Source organism: Hydrotalea sp. GW822-HT8A01 (assembly GCF_058798575.1).
Genome location: NZ_CM179506.1, coordinates 3,177,043 through 3,201,923, shown reverse-complemented (window position 1 = coordinate 3,201,923; position 24,881 = coordinate 3,177,043). Strand labels below are relative to the sequence as shown.

General features: G+C 36.7%; 21 protein-coding genes, 1 tRNA gene and 1 other RNA gene. 21 read left to right on the top strand and 2 right to left on the bottom strand.

Annotated elements, in window-relative coordinates; translation table 11 throughout:
• Nucleotides 1–2: 2 nt before the first annotated feature.
• Nucleotides 3–2,012 carry an LTA synthase family protein gene (locus AC3QLY_RS14225; RefSeq protein WP_218330365.1) on the top strand — a complete coding sequence of 670 codons (2,010 nt, stop codon included), beginning with the start codon at nucleotides 3–5 and terminating at the stop codon, nucleotides 2,010–2,012.
• Between the two features lie 100 nt (nucleotides 2,013–2,112).
• Here the strand turns inward: AC3QLY_RS14225 and AC3QLY_RS14220 are convergent.
• Nucleotides 2,113–2,197: transfer RNA gene (locus AC3QLY_RS14220), tRNA-Ser, on the bottom strand.
• 128 nt (nucleotides 2,198–2,325) lie between these two features.
• Between AC3QLY_RS14220 and AC3QLY_RS14215 the strand changes: the two genes are divergently transcribed.
• The 7 genes from AC3QLY_RS14215 (at nucleotide 2,326) to rnpB (ending at nucleotide 11,254) form a co-directional block, all read left to right on the top strand.
• Nucleotides 2,326–2,763, top strand: a complete 438-nt coding sequence (locus tag AC3QLY_RS14215; RefSeq protein WP_218330366.1) for a CBS domain-containing protein — start codon at nucleotides 2,326–2,328, stop codon at nucleotides 2,761–2,763.
• A 56-nt stretch (nucleotides 2,764–2,819) separates the two neighbouring features.
• On the top strand, nucleotides 2,820–4,679 hold the full coding sequence (locus tag AC3QLY_RS14210; protein WP_218330367.1) for an ABC transporter ATP-binding protein: 1,860 nt from the start codon (nucleotides 2,820–2,822) through the stop codon (nucleotides 4,677–4,679).
• 90 nt (nucleotides 4,680–4,769) lie between these two features.
• Entirely contained in the window at nucleotides 4,770–5,216 is a 447-nt protein-coding gene (locus AC3QLY_RS14205) for a DUF3276 family protein (protein WP_143439285.1), read from the top strand.
• A 215-nt stretch (nucleotides 5,217–5,431) separates the two neighbouring features.
• Nucleotides 5,432–8,956: a chromosome segregation protein SMC gene (gene smc, locus AC3QLY_RS14200; protein WP_218330368.1), complete on the top strand. Its 3,525-nt coding sequence runs from the start codon at nucleotides 5,432–5,434 to the stop codon at nucleotides 8,954–8,956.
• Nucleotides 8,957–9,151: 195 nt separating this feature from the next.
• Nucleotides 9,152–10,186: a Smr/MutS family protein gene (locus AC3QLY_RS14195; protein ID WP_288097502.1), complete on the top strand. Its 1,035-nt coding sequence runs from the start codon at nucleotides 9,152–9,154 to the stop codon at nucleotides 10,184–10,186.
• Between the two features lie 10 nt (nucleotides 10,187–10,196).
• Entirely contained in the window at nucleotides 10,197–10,898 is a 702-nt protein-coding gene (locus tag AC3QLY_RS14190; RefSeq protein WP_218330370.1) for a dienelactone hydrolase family protein, read from the top strand.
• A 12-nt stretch (nucleotides 10,899–10,910) separates the two neighbouring features.
• Nucleotides 10,911–11,254: RNase P RNA component class A (gene rnpB, locus AC3QLY_RS14185), an RNA gene on the top strand.
• Here the strand turns inward: rnpB and AC3QLY_RS14180 are convergent.
• Nucleotides 11,255–11,746: a hypothetical protein gene (locus tag AC3QLY_RS14180; protein ID WP_218330371.1), complete on the bottom strand. Its 492-nt coding sequence runs from the start codon at nucleotides 11,744–11,746 to the stop codon at nucleotides 11,255–11,257.
• Between the two features lie 235 nt (nucleotides 11,747–11,981).
• Between AC3QLY_RS14180 and prfB the strand changes: the two genes are divergently transcribed.
• The 13 genes from prfB (at nucleotide 11,982) to hisF (ending at nucleotide 24,876) form a co-directional block, all read left to right on the top strand.
• Nucleotides 11,982–13,071, top strand: a protein-coding gene (gene prfB, locus AC3QLY_RS14175) for a peptide chain release factor 2 (RefSeq protein ID WP_218330372.1) whose coding sequence is annotated in 2 segments (ribosomal slippage) — nucleotides 11,982–12,041 and nucleotides 12,043–13,071 — 1,089 coding nt in all. Because the reading frame shifts where the segments join, the coding sequence is not laid out codon by codon here.
• 111 nt (nucleotides 13,072–13,182) lie between these two features.
• The gene (locus tag AC3QLY_RS14170) at nucleotides 13,183–15,393 is read left to right on the top strand and encodes an alpha-N-acetylglucosaminidase (RefSeq protein WP_492989896.1); all 2,211 of its coding nucleotides are present in this window, start codon (nucleotides 13,183–13,185) and stop codon (nucleotides 15,391–15,393) included.
• A 232-nt stretch (nucleotides 15,394–15,625) separates the two neighbouring features.
• A complete protein-coding gene (locus AC3QLY_RS14165; RefSeq protein WP_074417913.1) occupies nucleotides 15,626–17,050 on the top strand; it encodes an anthranilate synthase component I family protein in 1,425 nt (474 codons plus the stop codon).
• A 19-nt stretch (nucleotides 17,051–17,069) separates the two neighbouring features.
• The gene (locus tag AC3QLY_RS14160) at nucleotides 17,070–17,720 is read left to right on the top strand and encodes an anthranilate synthase component II (RefSeq protein ID WP_228733071.1); all 651 of its coding nucleotides are present in this window, start codon (nucleotides 17,070–17,072) and stop codon (nucleotides 17,718–17,720) included.
• A 60-nt stretch (nucleotides 17,721–17,780) separates the two neighbouring features.
• Nucleotides 17,781–18,776 (top strand): anthranilate phosphoribosyltransferase, encoded by a 996-nt coding sequence (trpD, locus tag AC3QLY_RS14155; protein ID WP_074417914.1) that lies wholly within the window; start codon nucleotides 17,781–17,783, stop codon nucleotides 18,774–18,776.
• Nucleotides 18,777–18,821: 45 nt separating this feature from the next.
• Entirely contained in the window at nucleotides 18,822–19,613 is a 792-nt protein-coding gene (gene trpC / locus AC3QLY_RS14150; protein ID WP_218330374.1) for an indole-3-glycerol phosphate synthase TrpC, read from the top strand.
• Nucleotides 19,604–20,242: a phosphoribosylanthranilate isomerase gene (locus AC3QLY_RS14145; RefSeq protein ID WP_218330375.1), complete on the top strand. Its 639-nt coding sequence runs from the start codon at nucleotides 19,604–19,606 to the stop codon at nucleotides 20,240–20,242. Before trpC ends, AC3QLY_RS14145 begins: the two co-directional genes overlap by 10 nt.
• 15 nt (nucleotides 20,243–20,257) lie before the next feature.
• On the top strand, nucleotides 20,258–21,472 hold the full coding sequence (gene trpB / locus AC3QLY_RS14140) for a tryptophan synthase subunit beta (protein ID WP_074417917.1): 1,215 nt from the start codon (nucleotides 20,258–20,260) through the stop codon (nucleotides 21,470–21,472).
• Between the two features lie 20 nt (nucleotides 21,473–21,492).
• Entirely contained in the window at nucleotides 21,493–21,948 is a 456-nt protein-coding gene (locus AC3QLY_RS14135; protein ID WP_074417918.1) for a GNAT family N-acetyltransferase, read from the top strand.
• Nucleotides 21,945–22,715 (top strand): tryptophan synthase subunit alpha, encoded by a 771-nt coding sequence (trpA, locus tag AC3QLY_RS14130; RefSeq protein WP_074417919.1) that lies wholly within the window; start codon nucleotides 21,945–21,947, stop codon nucleotides 22,713–22,715. Before AC3QLY_RS14135 ends, trpA begins: the two co-directional genes overlap by 4 nt.
• Before the next feature lie 49 nt (nucleotides 22,716–22,764).
• The gene (hisH, locus tag AC3QLY_RS14125; protein WP_218330376.1) at nucleotides 22,765–23,352 is read left to right on the top strand and encodes an imidazole glycerol phosphate synthase subunit HisH; all 588 of its coding nucleotides are present in this window, start codon (nucleotides 22,765–22,767) and stop codon (nucleotides 23,350–23,352) included.
• A 10-nt stretch (nucleotides 23,353–23,362) separates the two neighbouring features.
• Complete coding sequence (hisA, locus tag AC3QLY_RS14120) at nucleotides 23,363–24,088, top strand: 1-(5-phosphoribosyl)-5-[(5-phosphoribosylamino)methylideneamino]imidazole-4-carboxamide isomerase (RefSeq protein WP_074417921.1); 726 nt, start codon at nucleotides 23,363–23,365, stop codon at nucleotides 24,086–24,088.
• Complete coding sequence (hisF, locus tag AC3QLY_RS14115; RefSeq protein WP_288071198.1) at nucleotides 24,088–24,876, top strand: imidazole glycerol phosphate synthase subunit HisF; 789 nt, start codon at nucleotides 24,088–24,090, stop codon at nucleotides 24,874–24,876. The genes hisA and hisF overlap by 1 nt, the downstream gene beginning before the upstream one ends.
• The last annotated feature ends 5 nt before the right edge of the window (nucleotides 24,877–24,881 follow it).

Below are 24,881 nucleotides of genomic sequence, written 5' to 3'. Positions count from 1 at the left end.
CTATGCAAAAAAATCTACTGTCGCGCCTGCAGCGCTGGATACTCATATTGTCTGCTACTTTCTTCCTGCTGATGAGTATTGCCCGAATTTTTACTTTCTGCTTATTCAATACAGGTGCTTTTTCATGGAAATCTTTTTTGTCTGTATTGTGGATGGGTTTTCGGTTTGATGCCAGGGATGTAGGTATTATGGCCATACTGATGTTAATATTGGGTGCCATTAAGCCCTTGCATCCTTTCCGAAAAAAATTGGGGAAAACAGTTGCCTATATTTTATGGTTCGTAGCTATTGTGCTGTTTACCTTGTTTTATGCATTTGATTATGGACATTTTGCTTATTTAGATGTGCGCTTAAATGCACAGGCACTCGATTTTTTACATAATACACGCATTTCACTCGGCATGTTGTGGGAAACCTATCATGTTATTTGGGTTTTATTGGGAATGATTCTTTTTATCTGGCTCAGTTTTTTTTTGGTAAAATATACTCATAGGCTCATTGCACAGTCTGCTGATATGCAGGAGCCTTACAGAAAACGGAGAGGTTTATTTTCCATCCTGTATTTTCTACTATTTGGCTTTGGAATTTTTGGGAAATTTGATCAGTTTCCACTGCGTTGGAGTGATGCATTTTCGTTGAACAGCGATTTTAATGCGCAGGCCGCTTTAAATCCATTTCAAAGTTTTTTCAGTACGCTGGCTTTTCGGCAATCTACTTATGATGTGGAAAAGGCAAAGAAATATTATTCTTTAATGGCCAACTATTTAGGCATTACCCATCCGGATGCCAATCATTTAAATTATACCAGGCATATTGTACCCGATTCCAGTTTGTCTGCAACCACATATCCCAATATTATTTTAGTTATTTCAGAAAGTTTTAGTGCTTATAAAAGTTCGTTGTTTGGTAACCCGTTAAACAGTACGCCCTTTATTGATCAATTAGCAACCAAAAGTATTTTCTTTGATCATATGTTTACACCCGGTTTCGGAACGGCACGTGGTGTTTGGACCACTATTACCGGATTAACCGATGTTGAACAAAATAAAACGGCCAGTCGTAATCCGCAAATTGTTGATCAGCAAACCATCATTAATTCATTTAAAAATTACGGCCATTATTATTTTATTGGTGGCAGTACCAGTTGGGCCAATATAAAAGGCTTGTTGGAAAATAATATAGATAGTTTGCATATTTATGAAGAGAAAAATTATACCGCACCACGGTTAGATGTTTGGGGTATTAGCGATCATAATTTGTTTACAGAAGCCAATAAAGTGCTGGCAAAACAGAATCGCCCATTTTTTGCCGTAATACAAACGGCCGATAACCACAGGCCTTATTCAATTGCTGCAGAAGACTTAAAAACGTTTAAAAAGGTTACCGTACCCAATGATACTTTATTGAAATATGGCTTTACATCGAATGAAGAGTTAAACGCATTTCGGTATTTTGATTTTAATGTGCAACATTTTATTGAAACCATACAAAAAGAGCCCTATTTTAATAACACTATTATTGCATTTATTGGCGACCATGGTTTAGTAGGGAATGCGGAAGCCTTATTTCCCAAAGCTTATACAGCTGAAGGGCTTACCAAAAACCATGTACCTTTCATTATTTATGGCCCCAAACTGGTAAAGCCTGCCAAACACACCATGCTGGCTTCGCAGGTAGATGTATTGCCTGTATTAGCAGGCATTGCCAACATACCCTACACCAATACCGGAATGGGCAGAGACATATTGCATGTAAAAGATACTACCCAAAACATGGCATTTATTTTTGAAGGAGAACAACAACAATTAGGATTATTGAAACACCAATATTTTGTAACTCAGCCAATTGGCAAGCCCGATAAAATAAAAATATTTTCAATGGAAAATAATGCCCCGGTTCCTAAAAATGCCCTAACTGATTCTATTCAAAAAGATATGCAGTTATGTATGCAGGCTATTTATGAAACCACCAGGTATATTACCCATCATAATAAAAAAAACAGCAATAAATAAATGTTTTACCCTTGTTGGTGTTAGGTAGTAATGGATAGCATTTGCTTGAATATATATCATAAAAAAACTCCTGAATTTTCAGGAGTTTTTTTATTGAGAGCGGAGAGAGAGGGATTCGAACCCCCGGACCTGTTACAGTCAACGGTTTTCAAGACCGCCGCATTAAACCGCTCTGCCATCTCTCCGGGTGCAAAATAAAGGTGCGGCTGTTTATCTTCCAAAAAAATTATACTTTATCTGCTTCTTATTTTGTAATATCCTTTTTAAATTGTATTTTCCATTGGCTTTTGTAACTGCTAAACTGCTTCTAAATATGAAAAAAGTAAAAGATATTTTAAACAGAAAAGGTACTGCTGTGATAGGCGTACCTGCTAACACATTGGTTTTTGATGCTTTAAAATTAATGGCCGACAAAAACATTGGCTCTGTAGTAGTTCAAAATGAACAAAAACAATACATTGGCTTACTTACCGAACGTGATTATGCCCGTAAAGTAATTTTAGCCGGTAAACATTCTGAACAAACCACCGTTGCAGAAATTATGAGTACAGGATTGCCGCATATTACCCCCGAAACTTCTATTGAAAGTTGTATGCACATCATGAGTGATAACAATATCCGCTATTTGCCGGTGTTCGATCAAATAGATAGTTTATGTGGTATTGTTTCTATTAATGATGTAATTTATGAAACCATTCACGACCAAAAAGAAACCATCGAACAACTGCACAGTTACATACAATCCACTTAAAAAAGGGGTTCCACAGAAAAAATTGATACAAACCGCTTTTCTTATCTTTGCGGTTCATGAAACAATTATCCGTAATAAATAAATATTTCTGGAAATATAAAACCAGATTTCTGTTAGGTATACTTTTCATTATTCTGTCTAACTATTTTCGAATCCTGGCTCCTCAGGTTTCCGGTTATGTGGTAGATCAGGCTGAGCATCTGATTCAACACCAAATTGCAGCTAATACTATACATGAAAATAAACGGATTGCCAATTACGATTTTTTGGTGCAACATTTTATTAAAGTTATTCAGGCAGAAAACAACAGTTTTTCAACCAATATCTTCATCAGTGCAGTGGTTTTGTTTTTACTGGCATTAATAGGTGGTTTCTTTATGTTTTTAATGCGGCAAACCATTATAGTAATGAGCCGCCATATAGAGTTTGATCAAAAAAATGAAATATTTACCCATTATCAGCAATTAGACGCTGCTTTTTATAAAACGCATAGTACCGGCGATTTAATGAACCGTATTACTGAAGATGTAAGCAGGGTAAGAATGTATGCCGGCCCGGCAGTGATGTATTTTATTAATTTGGCCGCTACCATTGGTTTCTGCCTGTTCTTTATGTTTCAAACCAATTGGCATTTAACATTGTATGTATTATCGCCATTGCCCATTTTGGCTATTACCATTTATTATGTAAATACCATCATTAACCGGAAAAGCGAAAAAATTCAGGCACTATTATCCGATTTAACTACCGCTGCGCAGGAATCGTATTCCGGTATTCGGGTTATTAAATCATTTGTTCAGGAAAAATCGATGTTGCATTTTTTTGATAAAAACAGCGAGGAATACAAAAAAAATGCCATTGGTCTGGCGAAGGTAGAAGCCATCTATTTCCCATCCATGACGCTGTTAATTGGCATCAGTACTTTATTAACCATTGCCATTGGCGGATGGTATCTCATTCATCAACAATATAATGTAAGTGCAGGAACCATTTTAGAGTTTGTAATTTATATTAACATGCTTACGTTTCCGGTAAGTGCAATTGGCTGGACGGCCAGTATGATTCAACGGGCTGCTGCTTCACAAAAAAGAATCAATGAGTTTTTAAACACTACACCGGAAATACAAGATAAACCGAATTTAAAACCGGTGCATGTTTCGGGTGATATTCATTTCAATCAAATCAGTTTTACATATCCCAACACAGGCATACAGGCATTATCTAATTTTAATTTAACCGTACAGGCCGGCCAAAAAGTATTGTTATTGGGACGAACCGGTAGCGGAAAATCAACCGTTGCACAATTATTATTGCATTTTTATAACCCCGATAAAGGCAATATTACCATTGGTGGGCACGATATTCAGAATATTCCACTGAGAATTCTTAGAAAAGAAATCAGTTATATTCCGCAGGATGTATTTCTGTTTAGTGATACCATTGCCAATAATATTGCATTCGGTCAGCAATGGCCTGTTGATAAAGCCCAGGTTGAGCAGGCAGCAAAAAACGCCAGCATACACAATGAAATTATGAGTTTTGATAAACATTATGAAACACTGGTAGGAGAGCGGGGCGTTACTTTAAGCGGTGGCCAAAAGCAACGAATATCCATTGCCAGAGCCTTAATAAAACAGCCCGAAGTAATTGTATTTGACGACTGTTTAAGTGCCGTTGATGCAAAAACCGAAAACGAAATTGTAACCAATCTGTATAATTTTTTAAAAGATAAAACCGGCATTATTATTACCCATCGTATTTTCTCAACATTCAGATTCGATAAAATTGTAGTGTTAGAAGATGGTGAAATTACCGAAGAAGGCACCCATGAAAGCCTAATGCAATTAAATGGTTATTACGCAGAATTGTACCGCATACAGGTATTGGAAAAAAATGCAACTGCTTTTGAAGCTTAAAAAAGCTTTCAGGTATAAAGTTTTGGTAATTCATAAACAATACTATATTTGCCAAGCACAAATAATTCAGTAACCAAAATCTTTACAACTGTGGCGTACGAGAATAACGAAAAAAAAATGGAAAGCGTTTATAGTAAACGTATCAGGGCAGGAAAAAGAAGAACCTATTTTTTTGATGTAAGAGCTACAAAAGGCAACGATTATTATTTAACGATTACCGAAAGCAGAAAAAGGTTTGATGATAATGGCTACGACAGGCATAAAATATTCTTGTATAAAGAAGACTTTAATAAATTTATTAAAGCATTGGGCGAAGCGGTTGATTTTGTTAAAACAGATTTAATGCCCGATTTTGATTTTGATGCTTTTAATCACGAATATTCCGAATCAGAAGGATATGAACCGGCAGAACAAAATGTTGTTGTTTCAGTTGTAGAAGAAGAACAAGTTGCCCCTATTGAAATAGCAACTACTTCAGTTGAAACGACAATATCTGAGGTAAATAATACCGGTACAGAAGAAGTTGACAAGTGGTAAAATAGAACATTATACTAAAATAGCTTTAACCTTACTTCGAGCATTCAACGCAAAAAGTAAGGTTTTTTTGTGCAAAATCTGTTACAGAACTGCATTTTAGAAGCATATCTTTTTATTTTTCCTCATTTTAACCCCAGTTCTCCACAAAATATTCCAAAGCATACAATTTTAAAGGTTTTTAGCTATGTTCGCAGGTACTAAAAAACTGTAGAACTGTGCGATTAAAGTCATTAGAAATAAAAGGTTTCAAAAGTTTTGCCGATAAAACCATCGTTAATTTCGATGAAGGAATTACCGGCATTATCGGGCCCAATGGTTGTGGTAAAAGCAATATTATTGATAGTATCCGTTGGGTAATTGGTGAACAGAAAATTTCCTCATTGCGTAGTGAAAATCTGGATGCATTGGTGTTCAATGGCTCTAAAACCCGCAGCCCCAGCGGTTTGGCTGAAGTAAGCCTCACTTTCGAAAATACCAGAAATTTATTACCTACCGAATTTAGCACCGTTACCGTTACCAGAAGGTTTTATAAAAATGGAGATAGTGAATACCGTTTAAACGACGTAGCATGCCGTTTAAAAGACATTCATAATCTGTTTTTAGATACCGGTGTTAGTAATGACAGTTATGCTATTATTGAACTAGGAATGGTAGATGATATTATTAAAGACAAAGATAACAGCCGCAGAAGAATGTTGGAACAAGCGGCCGGTATTACCATTTATAAAACCAGAAAAAAGGAAGCAAAATCAAAATTAGATGCTACCGAACAGGATTTAGCCAGAATTGAAGATTTACTTTTTGAAATTCATAACCAGCTAAAATCCTTAGAAAGCCAGGCTAAAAAAGCTGAAAAATACTATGAAATAAAAAAAGAATATAAAATCATAGCCGTTGAATTGGCCAAGGCTTCGCTGGAAGGATTTAATTTAACCTATAAAAATTTACAGGAACAGCAGGAACTTGAAACCGATAAAAAAATACGCTTAGAGGCTGAAATAGCCAATCAGGAAGCAGTATTAGAGCAGGAAAAAATTGGGTTTATAGAAAAAGAAAGGGCATTGCAAAGCATGCAATACCAGTTTAATGAACTGGTGCAACAGTTGCGTACCAAAGAAAATGATAAAAATCTCGCCTCACAAAAATTAGTTTTTTTAAAAGAAAAAGAAACCAATTTGAAGCATTTTCTTCAAAATGCGGAAGGCCAGTTAAAAGGAATTGATGAATCTCTTGCTTTCAGTAAAGTACAAATAAAGGATGAAGAAAATAAGTTGGCAGATATGCATGCCAATTTAGAAAACCTAAAATATGAGGTGGAACTGAAAAGGCAAATATTTGATGAAAAAAGAGCCGGCGTTGATCAACTACGCCAGCAATATCAGCAATTACAACGGTCACAGTTTGACGCAGAAAAAAAAGTAGCCATTGCCGATACTTCTATACAAAATTTGCAGCGTTCGCAAATGCAATTAACTACCGAACAAAAAAATAGGGAAGCACAATTGCAACAATTAACCATTGAGTTAACCCAAAAAGAACAAACCCTGGCTGAAAAGCGTACACATTTGCAACAAATGCAGGAACAACATGAAAAAACCAAACAGCAAATTCTGGAAACACAACAAGAGCTGGAAGTTTTACGCAATCAGTTAGCAGATGAAAGCCGCAAGTTAGATGCACGCAAAAATGAATACAACCTTTTAAAGAGTTTAATCGATTCAATGGAAGGTTACCCTGAAAGCATTAAATTTTTGCATAAAAATCCGGAATGGGATAATCAGGCCCCCATTTTATCAGACATTATTTATGTAAAAGAAGCTTATCGGGCCGCAGTAGAAAATGTGTTGGAGCCTTATCTCAACTATTTTGTGGTAAATAATTTAGAAGAAGGTTTGCAGGCAGTACGTTTATTAGATAAACACCAAAAAGGGAAAGCCAACTTTTTTATGTTGGATAAATTTCAACATTATTCTACCGGCATAGCACAGCCTGCACAAACCATTGCGGCCATGGACATTATTGAAGTAGATGATCAATACCGGCCATTAGCTGCTTATTTACTTGGCCATGTATTTATTGCAGAATCAGAAGTTCTAATGGAACAGGATATATTTTCTGATGCCATTATTTTGGAAAAATCGGGCAAAATTGTAAAGGGTAAATACACGTTAACCGGCGGTAGCGTTGGCTTGTTTGAAGGAAAGAAAATTGGGCGTGCAAAAAATTTGGAAAAATTAGAAGAAAAAATTCAGGAGCAGGAAGCAGTTGTAAATTTACTGAAAGCAGATATTCAGCACAACCATCAAAAAGTTGTGGGGTTTAATGAACAGTTGAAAGAACAAACCATACGTGCCACTGAAAATGAAATTAATCAGTTAATTAATCAGGTTTTTGCTGCTAAAAATAAAATTGAAAACATCACTGCTTCTCAGCAACAAACCCAGCTACGGATAGAAGAAATTGAACAACGTATGCAGGATGAGCAGGATAGCATTGCTGAAACCAGGCTAACCCTTGCGCAACTGAATGAACAGTTGAAAGCGTTGGGCAATGAAATGGCCATGATTGAACAGGACTATCAGTTGGCAGAGCAGGATTATAATCTTACTAATATTCAGTTCAATGAATTTAATCTGCAGCTTACCCGTCAGCAAAGTAAAATCAATGCCATTCAACAGGAATTGCAGTTCAAAAAAAATCAGTTGAACGATCTGCAAAAGCAAATAGAAAATAATACCCGGCAATTGGCAGAAGCCGCTACACAAATTGAAGATGGGAAACTGACAGTTGAAATCATTGAAGAAGAGCTAATACTGCTAATGAAGCAAAAGGAAACAGAAGAAAAGCAATTGAATGAGGCAGATCAGGCCTATTACAATTTGCGCAATATATTGCAGGAAAAAGAAAATGATGTACGCCAGAAAAATAAGCAACGTGAAATGGCAGAACATCTGCTGGCTGAAATAAAAGATAAATTGAATGAATTGAAGTTGCAATTGGCAGGCATGAAGGAAAGATTGAATGTGGAATTTAAAATTTCGTTGGAAGAAATTTTAGAGCAATCCCGTACCACAGAAATGCCGCTGGAAGAGTTACAGGCCACCAGCGACAAGATGCGGAAGCGGATGGAAAACATTGGTGAAGTCAATCCCACAGCAATTGAAGCGTATCAGGAAATGAAAAAACGATATGAGTTTATTGTGGAACAAAAAAATGACCTAGTTCAGGCAAAAGAAAGTTTATTACAAACCATTCAGGAGGTAGAGGCTACCGCCAATCAACAATTTTTAGATACTTTTAATAAGGTTCGCGATAACTTTCAAAAAGTATTTAAAGCACTGTTTTCAGAAGAAGATACCTGTGATATGGTATTGGAAAATCCAGAAAATTTAGCTGAAACCGGTATTGAAATTATGGCTAAACCCAAAGGGAAACGTCCATCCTCCATTACCCAGTTGAGCGGTGGTGAGAAAACCCTAACCGCAACAGCTTTGCTGTTTGCCATTTATTTGATTAAGCCGGCACCATTTTGTATTATGGATGAAGTAGATGCACCACTAGATGATGCCAACGTTACCAAGTTTACGCAAATGATTAAAAAGTTTAGTGAAAACTCTCAATTCATTTTAATTACCCATAATAAACAAACTATGAGTGCGGTGGATGTAATTTATGGTGTAACCATGCAGGAACCCGGTGTCAGTAAATTGGTTCCGGTTGATTTTAGAAGCCTGAATTAATTTTACCTTCAACAAAAGTATTTGAAACCGCTTTCTTAACACGAGGCGGTTTTTTTATCAAAACCTTGCAACATAGAATTTGTAAATTTGCAAACTGTGTTTACAGTGTGTTAACAATAGTTAAAATAACATTGAACAATATTTTGCATCAACTAAATGCGAAATGCTTTTTCCATTCACTTTTAAATTATATAAATGAAATATCAGGTAGGTGATGAGATTATCATTCTGCATAACCATGAATCGGGCAAGGTGGTAGAAATTATTAATGATAAAATGGTGCTGGTAGAGGTGCGTGGGGTTCAATTTCCGGCATATATGGATCAGATTGATTTTCCTTATTTTTATCGGTTCAGTAAGCAAAAAAAAGAGCAGGCTGCTCCCAAAGAAGTACCCAAAAAATATATTGATCAAATTCCAAAAGAAAAACCTATACCCAATAAAGCAAAAGTTGCTGATGGTGTATGGCTGTCATTGTTACCTGTATTTATGTTTGATGAGTTTAATGATGAGGTAGTTGAAAAATTTAAAATTTATTTACGCAACAGAACAGCAGTGGCTTACCAATTTGAGTATAGCCAACACTTTTTTGGTACAGCATCCTTCGAATTAAATAATTCTATATTGCCTTTTCATGATTTTTATCTGCACGACATTGATTTTGCTTCAGTAAATGATGCGCCATCTTTTCATTTTACTTTTAGTTTACACAATCCGCAAAAAAATAAAGCTCCTCATTTTGAAACTGCAATCAAAATAAAATCAAAACAATTGTTTTTGAAAATAGAAGAATTGAAAAGTAAAAATCAATCTGTAATTGAATATTTGTTATTTGAAACATATCCTGATAATGCACCGGAAGCTGAAAAATTTGAATTAACCGGGCTTGCAGCGCAAGGCTACAAAATATATGAAGCCAAAAAAATAAAAGAGCATTTGGCAGCTCCACGTTCAGAGGTTGACTTGCACATGGAAAAGTTGTTAGATAATTGGAAGGATATGAACAATTTTGATATTTTAATGTATCAACTAAAAGAATTTGAAAAATGGTATGATTTGGCCATTGCCCACAGGCAACCTTCACTCATTGTTATACATGGTGTTGGCAGTGGAAAATTACGCGATGAAATTCATGCTATTTTAAAAACAAGAAAAGAAGTAAAAACTTTTGTAAATCAATACCATCCGCGTTATGGTTATGGTGCAACAGAAATTTATTTTCAATATTAAATTAAGAAACATGTATACAGACACCATTATATTGCCTGTTAGCGATGGATCACAAATGAATGCATTTATTGCACATCCTGAAACCAATAAAAGTTTACCCGGTATACTATTGTTTCAGGAAGCATTTGGTGTAAACCATCATATTAAAGATGTAGCACAACGATTGGCTAATGAAGGTTATGTGGTAATTGCTCCGGAATTATACCATAGAACCGCACCTGGTTTTGCAACCGGCTATGATGATTTTAGTGTTATTGCACCGCATTTTCAGGCTTTAACCACCGAACAATTATCGGTCGATATTCTAGCTGCCTACCATTGGTTACAAAATGAACAAAATGTTCAAATCAATAAAATTGCATCCATAGGCTTTTGTCTCGGTGGTAGAGTTGCATTATTGGCCAATATGGTTGCACCATTGTCAGCAGGCATTTCTTTTTATGGCGGTGGCATGCATGCACTTGCCAATAGAGTAAATGAGCTACATGGGCCACAACTCTTTTTTTATGGTGGTAAAGATCAGCATATTACAGAAGCACATAGAAACGAAGTGGAGCAGGCCTTAATAACCGCCAATAAAGATTATGCGAAAGTTATTTTTTCTTATGCCGATCACGGATTTCATTGTAATGAACAGGCAAGTTATCATCCAAAAGCGGCAAAAGAAGCATGGGCATTAAGTTTAGCTTTCTTACAAAATAATTTACAATAACTTTACAGTTGGCTACAAACCCGCGCTATCGCCTTGTTTTAACAGGGAGGAAAGTCCGGACAGCACAGAGCAACCCACCGGTGAACAGCCGGCCACCAATTGGTGAGAGAAAGTGCCACAGAAAATAACTGCCCTGCATTGACGGGGTAAAGGTGAAAATGTGAGGTAAGAGCTCACGGTTGTTATCGGTAACGGTAGCAACGGGTAAACCTTGGGTGCTGCAATGCCACATATAGAGCCGTTTTGAGAGCTGCTCGTTCAAGGCTCAGGGTAGGCAGCAACAGGTAAACAGTAATGTTTATCGCAGATAAATGATAGTGTAGAAACAGAATCCGGCTTATGAGGTTTGTAGCTTTTTATGGTTTAGGCATGGTGAATAACTGATTGCTAAAGGGTGGCGTGGTAGGAATAACCACTTCATTAAAATTATAATGTACTTCTTTATGACAATTATTGCAGGTTTGTGTTAAAAAAATAAAACTGCTTTTAAAAGCCAATTTGTTTTTTGACGCAATGGTTTTATTTAGACTATCTATTGCAGGTTGTAACATCACCACTTCTTTCGATTCCTGCCTGTCTGTGCAATATTGCTGAATATCATCTATGGCTTCCATTATTTCATGAATTTCAAAATTGGCTAATTCCCAGTTTTGATTGGTGCCGGCAAACCATAATTTGGCGTGATGTACCTGAATGGCCGACATAAATTCACCCAACCCCGGTTTGTAACTTTTATTCACTTGCTTTTGAAGACTGTCAATTTTTGCCTGCATTGCCTGAGAGTCTGATGAATGATTAGAACAGGATATCATTATCAATGGTAAGCAATAAATCAGTAACTTTTTCAAGGTGTCTTTTTTAATGATTTGAATAATCAATTACTACACAGCAGGGCATTTAGATATTGTATCAATGGTTGCACATTTCAAGAAATTAAAGATAAAAATATTCAATGAATAAGCTCCGTGCGGGATAATTAAAATTCGAATAAAATCAAACAATGTAAGGAAATACAATACTCCTTATCATTCATTCCTATTTCGTTACTGCCAAAACTTTTCAATTCCTTATTTTTGTAAGTATATGACACAGGAACAAATTAAGAATATGAGGGACAGAGTGCTTGTCCTGAGGAGGTTTCTTTGACGTGGATAATCGTTTGCAAAAATTAGAAACCGATCGACAGTTATCACTTTCTCCCGGATTTTGGGATGATAATCAGCGGGCAACAGCCATCATGAAATCTATTAAGATTCATGAATATTGGATAAATATATTTAAACAGGTAGATACCGCTGTTGAAGATTTTGCAGTGCTGTTTGAATTTTGGAAGGCCGGGGATGCTACGGACGAAGAAACTAAAGCAGCTTATGAACATGCGCTTTCCGTTATTGAAGATGCTGAATTTAAAAGCACATTAAATAAACCGGAAGATGAATTGCCTGCTATGATGCAAATTAATCCCGGTGCAGGTGGTACTGAAAGTCAGGATTGGGCAGAAATGCTGATGCGCATGTATATTATGTATGGCGAAAAGCAGGGCTGGAAAATAACGGAGGTGGATTTGCAGGAAGGTGATGGAGCCGGTATTAAGAGTGTTACTTTGCAATTTGACGGAACATTTGCTTATGGTTTTTTAAAAGCAGAAAGTGGTGTGCACCGCTTGGTAAGAATTTCGCCCTTTGATAGCAATGCAAGAAGGCATACTTCATTTGCATCGGTATTTGTGTATCCGTTAATTGATGATACCATTGAAATAACCGTAAACCCGGCCGATGTAGAATGGGAATTTTACCGAAGCGGTGGTAAAGGTGGCCAAAATGTAAATAAGGTTGAAACCGCTGTGCGATTGAAGCATATACCTTCAGGCATCATTGTAGAATGTCAGCAGGCACGTACACAGGGCGAAAATAGAGAAATGTCCATGAAGATGCTGAAAAGCAGGTTGTATGAAGAGGAATTACGTAAAAGGCAAGAAGCAGTGAATGCTACCAATGCAACTAAAAAGAAAATTGAATGGGGAAGTCAAATCAGGAGTTATGTATTTCATCCCTATAAAATGATTAAAGATCATCGCACCAATTATGAAGTGGGCAATGTGGGGCCGGTGATGGATGGCGATTTAGATGGATTTATTAAAGCTTACTTAATGTTGGAAAAAGAAGGCTTGTAAAATATACATCTGCTTTTTTCATTATTGAAAAAAAATTATCTGCTTGTGTTTCACAGCCATGCCATTATAAGTTTGGGTGTTATTTTTTAGTCACTTCTAAAAAGGAAACATATGAAACGGTTGTTCTCATTATTATTGATCTGTTGTTTTTTACAGGTACATGCACAGCAAAACAAAAGCACGCCTGATATAATTGCTGCACAGGCACTGGCTAAACGAGTAGTACCCCAATATGCCGCTGCTATACAATTTCAAAAAATTGAACATTGCGCCATTGATTCTTTTTTTATCAATTGGCAAAATAATCAACTCATTGTTAAAGGCAGTAACGTCAATGCTATGGCCGCTGGGTTAAACTATTACTTGAAAAATACCTGCTTAGCCAATGTTTCGTGGTACAGAAATGAAGGGGTAACCGTGCCGCAAAAAATGCCTGTTTTAGATAAAGCCATTGGGCTAAAAGCTCGTTGTAATGAGCGTTTTTTTCTAAATTACTGCACATTTGGTTATACCATGCCCTGGTGGGGTTGGCAAGATTGGCAATGGTTTATTGACTGGATGGCATTAAATGGCATTAATATGCCTTTGGCCATAACCGGCCAGGAAGCCATTTGGTATAAAGTATGGAAAAAATTTGGGTTAACAGATCAACAAATCAGAAGTTTTTTTACCGGCCCCGCCTATTTGCCCTGGCACAGAATGGCCAATATTGACAGATGGGAAGGGCCATTGCCCATGCATTGGATCAACACACAATTAGTCTTACAGAAAAAAATTGTGCAACGTGAAAAAGAATTGGGTATGAAGCCTGTTTTACCTGCATTTGCAGGCCATGTTCCTGAGGCACTTGCCACCATTTATCCTAAAGCAAAAATTCATTCATTGGGTGAGTGGGGCGAGTTTAGTAAACAATATGAAAGTTATTTTTTAGATCCATTTGATTCCTTATTTAAACCCATACAAAAAGCTTATTTAGAAGAACAAACCAAATTATTGGGCACCAGTCATATTTATGGTGCCGATCCATTTAATGAAGTAACTCCTCCCAGTTGGGAACCTAATTATCTGGCTTCAGTAGCCAAAACCATCTATGAATCTATGCTGCAAACCGATCCCAAAGCAGAGTGGTTACAAATGAGCTGGATTTTTTATTACCAGCGTAAACAATGGACAGATGAACGTATTAAAGCCTTTTTAACGGCTGTTCCGCAAGGTAAAATGACATTGTTAGATTATTACTGTGATAATACCGAAATATGGAAATTTACCGATGCCTTTTATGGCCAACCCTATATCTGGTGCTATCTTGGCAATTTTGGCGGCAATACCATGATGTCGGGCAACCTTGAGGAAATAGAGGAAAGAATGGAAAATACTTTTCAGAAGGGAGGTGCAAATATGAAAGGTTTGGGCTCAACTTTAGAAGGGTTTGGTGTTAACCCCATCATGTATCAATATGTATTCGACAAGGCCTGGAGCTCAGGCCCTGTAAATGTTGCCAATTGGGTAAATAACTGGGCTAAAAGCCGGTATGGATCCAACAACGAATTTGTAAAAAAAGCCTGGAATATTTTATTAGATACTACATACGCTGAAAGGGCCGGTTTAGGGCGTGCTACTTTAACCAATGCCCGTCCGGCTTTTACTGGACACAATACCTGGACAACTGATCCCCAAATTAAATATAATAACAAAAACTTATTAGAGGCCTGGCATTTATTATTGCAGGCACCTGTTGATGCACATATACCTCCGGTTTATTTATACGATGTAGTAAATACCGGCCGGCAGGTACTCGGAAATTATTTTGCTGTGCTTCGTGATGGTTTTACCAAAAGTTATAACGAACACAATACCGATGCCGTTCAACAGTATGGCAAGCAAATGTTAGCATTATTGAGTGATATGGATACACTTCTGGCAACCAATCAAAATTTTTTGTTGGGTAGCTGGATTGCAGATGCAGAAAAAATGGCGGCCACTTCTCAGGAAAAACAATATTATGCCCAAGATGCAAAAAGAATTTTAACGGTTTGGGGCGAGCCCGGTAAACATTTAACCGACTATGCTAACAGAGCCTGGGCAGGATTAATGCAAACCTATTACCGTGAAAGATGGAAAATGTTTATTGATGCAGTTGAAAAAAATATGCAGGATAATACCAATTTTGATCAGGATAAGTTCAATCAGGCACTCATGGAATTTGAATCGGGCTGGGTTGAAAATAAACTCCATTTTCCGGATCAGCCCATTGGTAATACAATGCAGGTAAGCAAACGGTTATATTCAAAATATGCGTCTGCAATTATGGCTGTAAAATAATTTTGTTGGTTTCAAATTTCTGTATCATCTTCGCAAAGCAATGAAAAATACAATCAACAATATGTGGTGGTGGCATTCAAATCTCTTTCGGGGATTATAATGCCTTGCACATTGCATATGTACATTTATACAAGCCCCGACAATTGTGTTGGGGTTTTTTTTTGAAATCAGGTAATAGAATCATGCAGAGAAAACAGTATTGAAATGCTTTAATATAAAATAGATATTTTTTATGAAAAAAATTTTGGTAACAACAGAAGAGAAAAAATTACTAGCCGATGTGTACACACCGGTTGGTATTTATTTAAGATTCAGAGATAAATTCAGAGATACAATTTTATTGGAAAGTACCGATCATCATGTTGCAGAAAATAGTTTTAGTTTTATTTGCATTAATGCACTTGCGGGTATTGAAATCTCATCTAATCAGCAAATAGAATTTAAGTTGCCAGGCGAACAACCTGAAAAAATTCCTTTAAATAATAATACATCGGTTCAGGAGGTGGTTTGGAATTTTATGCAAAGATTTGAAGTGGCACCTGCTGACAATAAAACGGTAAAAAGTGCACAGGGCTTTTTCGGATATACGTCCTATGATACTATTCCTTTTTTTGATACCATCAAATTTAAAAAAGAAGCCACAACCCAACCCGCTATACCATTAATGCGGTATCGTTTTTATCAATATATTATCATCATCAATCATTTCAATGATGAATTGTTTTTGTGTGAAAATAAAATACAAGGTATTGAGTCGGAAGTAGAACGTGTTGAAAGTTTACTTCAAAGTAAAGACATACCGGTTTTCCCATTTGCTGTTAAAGGCAATGAAACATCCAACATTTCAGATGAAGCATATATTGCCATGGTAAAATCCGGCATTCAGCATTGTTTAAGAGGCGATGTATTTCAAATTGTTTTAAGCAGAAGGTTTCAGCAAACTTTTATTGGCGATGAGTTTAATGTATATCGGGCATTACGCAGCATTAATCCTTCTCCCTATTTATTTTTCTTTGATTATGGTGATTATAAATTAATGGGTTCATCACCCGAGGCACAATTGATTATTAAAGATGGGAAAGCAGTTGTACATCCCATTGCAGGAACTTTTAAGCGAACAGGGAATGATGCAGTAGATGCCATTGCTGCCGAAAAATTATTACTCGATGCCAAGGAAAATGCAGAACATGTAATGCTGGTTGATTTGGCTCGGAATGATTTAAGCAGATTGTGTACCGATGTAACGGTAAGCCATTTTCGTCAAATACATTATTACAGTCATGTTATTCATTTGGTGAGTGAAGTAACCGGAAAAATTGCCGAAGGTGCAAATCCATTTATATTACTGGCCAAAACCTTTCCAGCAGGAACCCTCAGCGGTGCACCAAAATTTAAAGCAATGGAGTTAATTGATGGTTTGGAAACAACATCTCGTAGCTACTACGGTGGTGCACTTGGTTTTATAGGGTTTGATGGCAGTTGCAATCATGCCATTATGATTAGAACCTTTTTAAGTAAAAACAATACACTGTTTTATCAGGCAGGTGCCGGCGTTGTTGCCGCAAGTAATCCGGAAAGCGAATTACTGGAAGTAAACAACAAGCTTGGGGCATTGAAAAAAGCCGTAGAATATGCCACTAACATCAACATCCATTAACTAAAATTTATTTGAATTGATGAATACTGAAATTGCACAACCATTTCACAGCTCCGGCACCATGCAGAAAGGAGATATAAAGCCTACTAAATTATTGGTGTTTGATAATTACGATTCGTTTACCTATAATTTAGTGCACATGGTTTCATTCCTATTGCAACAGGAAGTAACCGTATGTAGAAATGATGAAATTGAATTGGATGCCATAGCACAATTTGATAAAATCATTTTATCGCCGGGTCCCGGCATACCGGAGGAGGCAGGTTTATTATTGCCCTTAATTCAAAAGTATGCTGCAACAAAATCAATTTTAGGAGTATGTTTAGGCCATCAGGCTATTGGTGAAGCATTTGGCGCAAAACTTACCAACTTAACCAAAGTGTTTCATGGTGTAGCTACGCAGGTTCATATTGCCAATCAGGCTACGCAAAAGCCGAATAGCTGGTTTAAAAATTTGCCACGCACCATTGAAGCAGGCAGGTATCATAGTTGGATTATTAATAAGGCAACCTTACCGGAAGAGCTGGAGATAACTGCAACCGATGATGCAGGAAATATTATGGCTATGCAACATAAAATATATGATATACAAGGTGTTCAGTTTCATCCGGAAAGTATTCTAACGCCTTTAGGTGAGGAGATTCTCCGTAATTGGTTAATCCATTCATGAAACCAATAGAACTAACGACCTTGATTTTTAATCAGATCTTATTTTTTGAAAATATACAATATGAAGAAGATTTTACAATACTTGTTTGAATACAAGTCGTTCAGCAGGGAAAAAGCAAAAGAAGTATTATTGAACATCAGTAAAGGCATGTACAATGAATATGAAATTACATCATTTGTAACGGTTTATTTAATGCGTACCATCACCATAGAAGAATTACAGGGTTTTGGCGATGCTTTACTGGAACTTTGTGTGCAACTTCCGTTTGAAGATTATCAAACATTGGATATTGTAGGAACCGGAGGCGATGGAAAAAATACATTCAATATTTCTACCATTAGTTGTTTTATTGCAGCAGGTGCTGGCCAAAAAGTTGCCAAACACGGCAATTATGGTGCAACTTCTATTAGTGGCGCATCTAATGTTATGGAGCAATTAGGTTATCGTTTTAAAAATGATGTGGCCACTTTGCAAAAAGAATTAGATACCGTTCATATTTGTTTTCTGCATGCACCTTTATTTCATCCGGCTTTAAAAGTGGTTGGCCCATTACGGAAGAGCATTGGCGTAAGAACATTTTTTAACATGTTAGGTCCCATGGTCAACCCTGCTTCTCCTGCCTACCAATTAGTAGGGGTTTATAATTTAGAAATGGCCAGAATTTACAATTATCTGTTACAACAAACCAACAAATCGTTTACCATTATACATTCTTTAGATGGTTATGATGAAATTTCTTTAACCGGCGATACAAAAGTAATTACCAATAATGGTGAACAAATTTTAACACCTGAAAATTTGGGTAAAAGAATGGTACAGCCGCAGGATATTTATGGCGGCAACTCTGTTGAAGAGGCAGCTAAAATATTTTTAAATATTTTGAAAGGGGAGGGCACCTGGGCACAAAATGCAGTGGTGCTATCCAATGCCGCAATGGCACTTCATGCCACAAAAGCTTTTAACAGTTATGATGATGCATATCTTGCAGCGATTGAGAGTTTAGAAAGTGGTAAGGCCTATCAAACTTTACAGCAACTCATTCGTTTGCAAGCATAACATTCATCAACCGCTGGTTTTATTAGTTGAACAATAAAATTTACAATGAATATTTTAGAAACAATTGTAGCAAAAAAACAAGCTGAGGTTACATTGGCAAAGCAGCAAACATCTATTAATGATTTACGGCAAATGCCTTTTTTCAGGCGCAATACTATTTCATTGAAATCAATTTTACAGAAAGGCAATACAAGTGGTATAATAGCAGAGTTTAAACGTAAATCGCCCTCAAAAGGAATCATCAATGTTACGGCCGATGTAGTAACAGTTACAAGTGCTTATGCAAAATATGCAGCCGGCATATCTGTATTAACAGATGCATCTTTTTTTGGTGGCTCGTTCAAAGATTTGCAACAGGCACGCATCCAACCTGTTCCTATTTTAAGAAAAGATTTTATGATAGATGCTTATCAGATTTATGAAGCCAAAGCCATTGGTGCCGATGTTATTTTGCTGATTGCTGCCTGTTTAACACCACAACAGGTAAAAGAATTGGCAACCGTTGCTAAACAATTAGGCTTAGAAGTGTTATTAGAAATACATGGAGCAGATGAGCTGCAACATATTTGTAATGAAGTTGATTTAGTGGGCGTAAACAACAGAAATTTAAAAACATTTGAAGTAAACATTCAAACATCTCTCCATTTAATTGCCAAAATACCTGATGATAAAATTGCAATTACCGAGAGTGGTATTTCAAGTATTGAAAGTATTCAACAATTAAAATTAGCAGGTTTTAAAGGATTTTTAATGGGAGAAAATTTTATGAAACATGCATCTCCGGAAATTGCATTTACACAATTTGTTCATCAGCTAAACTCTGAATTATGCGGGTAAAAGTTTGTGGTATGACAGATATGAATCAGGTGCGTCAATTGAACGATCTGGGGGTGCATTTTTGTGGCTTTATTTTCTATCCAAAAAGCCCACGCTACGTGTTGAATACCAATACAACCGATACAATTAAAAAAATAAAAGGGAATATTAATAAAGTGGGCGTTTTTGTGAATGAAAAAGAAGATACCGTTTTAAAAATGGTAGATGAATGTGGTTTGTATCTGGTTCAATTGCACGGCGATGAGAGTCCGCGTACCTGCGAAAATCTCTCAAACTATGTTACTACGGTTAAAGCATTTAGAATCAGCGAGCAGGATAATATTCTTTGGAAAATTAAAGATTATCAAGATGTGGTGGATATGTTTTTATTCGATACGGAAGGTGTTGGATACGGGGGTACCGGCAAAAAATTTAATTGGAATATGCTCAAAGGCTTATCTATTCGAAAACCATTTTTTTTAAGCGGTGGAATTCAGCCTGAAGATGTACATCATTTAGCCGCTTTTATGCAGGATACCGTTGCAAAAGATTTGTTTGCGGTAGACATTAACAGCCGTTTTGAAATAGCCCCGGGTATAAAAAACTTAGCTTTGGTACAGGAATTTGTAAACAGTGTTACAAATATTTAATTCTAAATTTTTTTTATGATAGCTGAAAAAAAACAAAATCAATCATTCACTCATCCCGATGCCAATGGTTATTTTGGGATGTTTGGCGGTGCATATATTCCGGAAATGTTACACAGAAATGTGGAAGAATTGCGTAGCAGGTATTTGGAAATTATGCAGGAAAAAACTTTTGTTGAAGAATTTAACCAATTGCTACACGATTATGTAGGAAGGCCCTCACCGCTATTTTTAGCAGAACGCCTCAGTGCACAATTCAACACAAATATCTATTTTAAGAGAGAAGATTTAAACCATACCGGTGCTCATAAAATTAACAATGCTATAGGGCAGGTTTTATTGGCACAACGTTTGGGTAAAAAACGAATTATTGCCGAAACGGGCGCCGGTCAGCATGGTGTTGCCACAGCAACTGTTTGTGCTTTAAAAGGGTTGGAATGCATTGTGTATATGGGTGTAAAAGATATTGAACGTCAGGCCCCTAACGTTGCCCGTATGCAAATGCTGGGTGCAAAAGTGGTTCCGGCCACCAGTGGCAGCCAAACATTAAAAGATGCAACCAATGAAGCCATTCGCGATTGGATTAATCATCCAAACGATACCCATTATGTAATTGGCAGTGTTGTTGGTCCGCATCCTTACCCTGACATGGTGGCTCGTTTCCAAAGCATTATCAGTGAAGAAACAAGATGGCAGTTAAAAGAAAAAGCCGGAAGCGAATTACCAACGCATGTTATTGCCTGTGTAGGAGGTGGCAGTAATGCAGCGGGTGCATTTTATCATTTTCTGGAAGATACTGCTGTACAGTTAATTGCTGTAGAAGCTGCAGGGCATGGTATTAACAGTGGCATGAGTGCTGCTACCACACAATTGGGTAAACCGGGTATCTTGCATGGCAGTAAAAGTTTAGTGATGCAAACCATTGACGGACAAGTGGTAGAGCCACATAGCATTTCAGCCGGATTAGATTATCCTGGAATAGGTCCTTTACATGCTCATTTATTTAAAACCGGAAGAGCTACATTTTTAAGTGCAACAGATGAAGAAGCTTTAAAAGCGGCATTTGAAGTAAGTAAATTGGAAGGTATTATCCCCGCATTGGAAACAGCACATGCTTTTGCCGCACTACATCAATTGCATTTTAAACCCACCGATGTTATTGTGATTTGTTTAAGTGGGAGAGGGGATAAAGATTTATCTACTTACATGCAGGCAATGGAAATAAATGCTTAATTTTTTAAAGAATTAAAAGGATGGATGTTCATCAATTGAATCTGAGGCAGGCAACAATCAACGACAGTGCTTTCTTTTATGAATTAAAAAAAACAGTGCTGTATGATTATGTACATGCAATATGGGGATGGGATGAAGTCATTCAACAGCAGTTTCATCGGGATAATTTTCTTCCCGAACAAACACAGATCATTGAATGGCAAAATCAATCCATTGGTACCATAGAAATTGCAGAAGATACAGAAAAAATTTTCATCAGTAGTTTATACATTCATCCCTTATTTCAGAATAAAAAAATTGGTACAACCTTAATTAATCAACAGTGTATTAAAGCAACAGCGCTTAAAAAGAAAGTAGCATTAGAAGTATTGCATTTAAATACCGGAGCACAAAAATTGTATCAGCAATTAGGTTTTATGATTTTTCCCACAAACGATCCAATAAAATTATACATGCAAAAATATTTTTCTATATGAGTAGAATAACAGAGGTATTCTTAAAAAAATCAAACAATGTACTCAATGTGTATTGTACGGCCGGCTATCCTGAATTAAATAGTACTTTAACAGTAATGCAGGCATTACAAAACCACGGTGCAGATTTAATTGAATTGGGTATGCCTTACAGTGATCCTTTAGCAGATGGCCCTATTATTCAGGAAAGCAGCAGTATTGCACTTCAAAATGGCATGACCATTCAGGTATTATTTGAACAATTGAAGGATTGCCGAAACACCATTCATGTGCCCATTATTTTAATGGGTTATATGAATCCGATTTTGCAATATGGCTTTGAAGCTTTTTGCCAAAAAGCTGTGGAAGTGGGTGTAGATGGATTAATTCTCCCCGATTTACCGGAATACGAATTTGAAACCATGTACGGAGCCATGATAAAAAAATATGGTTTAGATTTTATTTTTTTAATAACCCCTGAAACCTCTGAAACAAGAATCAAAAAATTAGATGCATTAAGTTCAGGATTTTTATATGCAGTTAGTTCATCTGCAACCACAGGAAATGATAAAAATTTTGCAGAAGTAGAAAAATATTTGCAAAACTTACAGCAAATGCATTTAAAAAATCCAATTATGGTTGGATTTGGCATAAAAGACCATGCAACATTTACTGCTGCTTGTAAGTACAGCAATGGCGCCATTATAGGTAGTGCTTATATTAAGGCTTTGTCGAGTTCAGTTGATATTGAAACCGGCACAAAAAACTTTTTACAAAACATTATCAAATAGTTTTTTTGAGCGTGAAAATTGTTTTTTATACCATAAATAGTTAGCATTCATGAAAGTTGTAATTATAGAATACAATGCAGGCAATATTCAAAGTGTGCGGTATGCGTTGGAAAGAATTGGTATTAAAACCATACTCTCTAATGATCATGCAACCATACTGAGTGCAGATAAAATTATTTTCCCCGGAGTAGGAGAGGCAAGCAGTGCCATGAAAAGTTTGCAGCAAAATAATTTGCATCTTCTAATTCCCAAATTGAAACAACCTGTATTGGGTATATGTGTGGGTATGCAATTGCTTTGTAAATATTCGGAAGAGAATAATACAACATGTTTAGGGGTTTTTGATGAACCGGTAAAAAAATTTGAAAGTGGTGCAATGCTTAAAATACCACAGGTGGGATGGAATACCATTTATCATTTATCATCACCGCTTATGCAAGATGTACCTGAAGAAAGTTATTGTTATTTTGTACACAGCTATTATGTTCCACATAATCAGTATGCCATTGCTATAACCAATTACATACAACCTTATGCTTCAGCTATCCATAAAAATAATTTTTATGGTGTACAGTTTCATGCTGAAAAAAGTGCACAGATTGGAGAAAAGATTTTAAAAAATTTCATCGCATTATAAAAGTTATTCTATGCAAATTATTCCCGCCATTGATATTATAGATGGAAAATGCGTCCGATTAACGGAAGGCGATTATGATCAGAAAAAAATTTATAATGAAAACCCTTTAGAGGTTGCCAAAATGTTTGAAGCTTCCGGTATTCAACGATTACATCTGGTTGACTTGGATGGTGCAAAAATGGGTAAAGTTTCCAACTGGAAAGTGCTGGAAACCATAGCTACCGAAACCGGTTTAATAATTGATTTTGGCGGTGGTGTTAAATCCACACACGATGTACAAGTGGTTTTAGAATCAGGAGCTGCATTGGTTACTGTAGGAAGTATAGCAGTGAAGAACAAGGAATTGTTTGTAGAATGGTTACAGCAATTTGGCGTTACTAAATTTTTATTGGGGGCAGATGTAAAAAACGGATGTATTGCCATTCATGGATGGATGGAAACCACCGATCTACCCGTAAAAGATTTTATGGCCACCTATCTTGCCTTGGGTGTACAGCAAATTTTTTGTACCGATGTAAGTAAGGATGGCAGAATGGAAGGTCCTTCCATTGAATTGTATACAAATCTGATTGAATCGTTGCCTGATTTGCACTTAATTGCCAGTGGTGGTGTCAGCCAATTGCAGGATTTGGTTGATTTAAAAGCAATAGGTTGCAGCGGTGCCATTGTAGGTAAAGCTATTTATGAAAATAAAATATCATTGAACGATTTGGTTCATTTTAATGCATCATTGTAATGGAAACAAAAAATAAACCCATATTGTCCGGCTTAACCAAACGTATTATTCCCTGTTTAGATATTAAAGATGGCCGCACCGTAAAGGGAATTCATTTTGAGCAGATTCGTGATGCCGGAGATCCTGTTGAGCTTGGTGCTTTTTATGCACAACAGGGAGCTGATGAATTGGTTTTTTTAGACATTACGGCAACTGTTGAAAAACGCAAAACGTTTAAAGAATTAGCCAACCGAATTGCACAGCATATCAATATACCATTTACAGTGGGCGGTGGAGTAAGTTCTATTAATGATGCATCCATATTACTGCACAATGGTGCTGATAAGGTTTCAGTAAATACAGCTGCATTTAAACAACCTGATTTAATTACACAATTAGCCAATGAATTTGGTAGTCAGTTTGTGGTGCTGGCAATTGATACAAAGCAGGAGGCTGATGGACAATGGTATGTTTATTTGAATGGCGGCCGCACTAAAACAGCAATGCTTTGTATGGAATGGGCTCAGCAGGCATATAGTGCCGGTGCCGGCGAAATTTTATTAACCTCTATGAATAACGACGGCACTAAAAAAGGTTTTGCTTTGGATATTACCAAACAGCTCAGTACTGCATTACCTATACCGGTAATTGCCAGTGGCGGTGGTGGCACCATGGAACATTTTGAAGCAGTGTTCAACCATGCACATGCAGATGCTGCGCTGGCCGCCAGTATTTTTCATTTCAAAGAAATGGGGATACCCGATTTAAAAAAATATTTAAAAAGCTGCAATATCCCAATTCGATCGTAGTATAA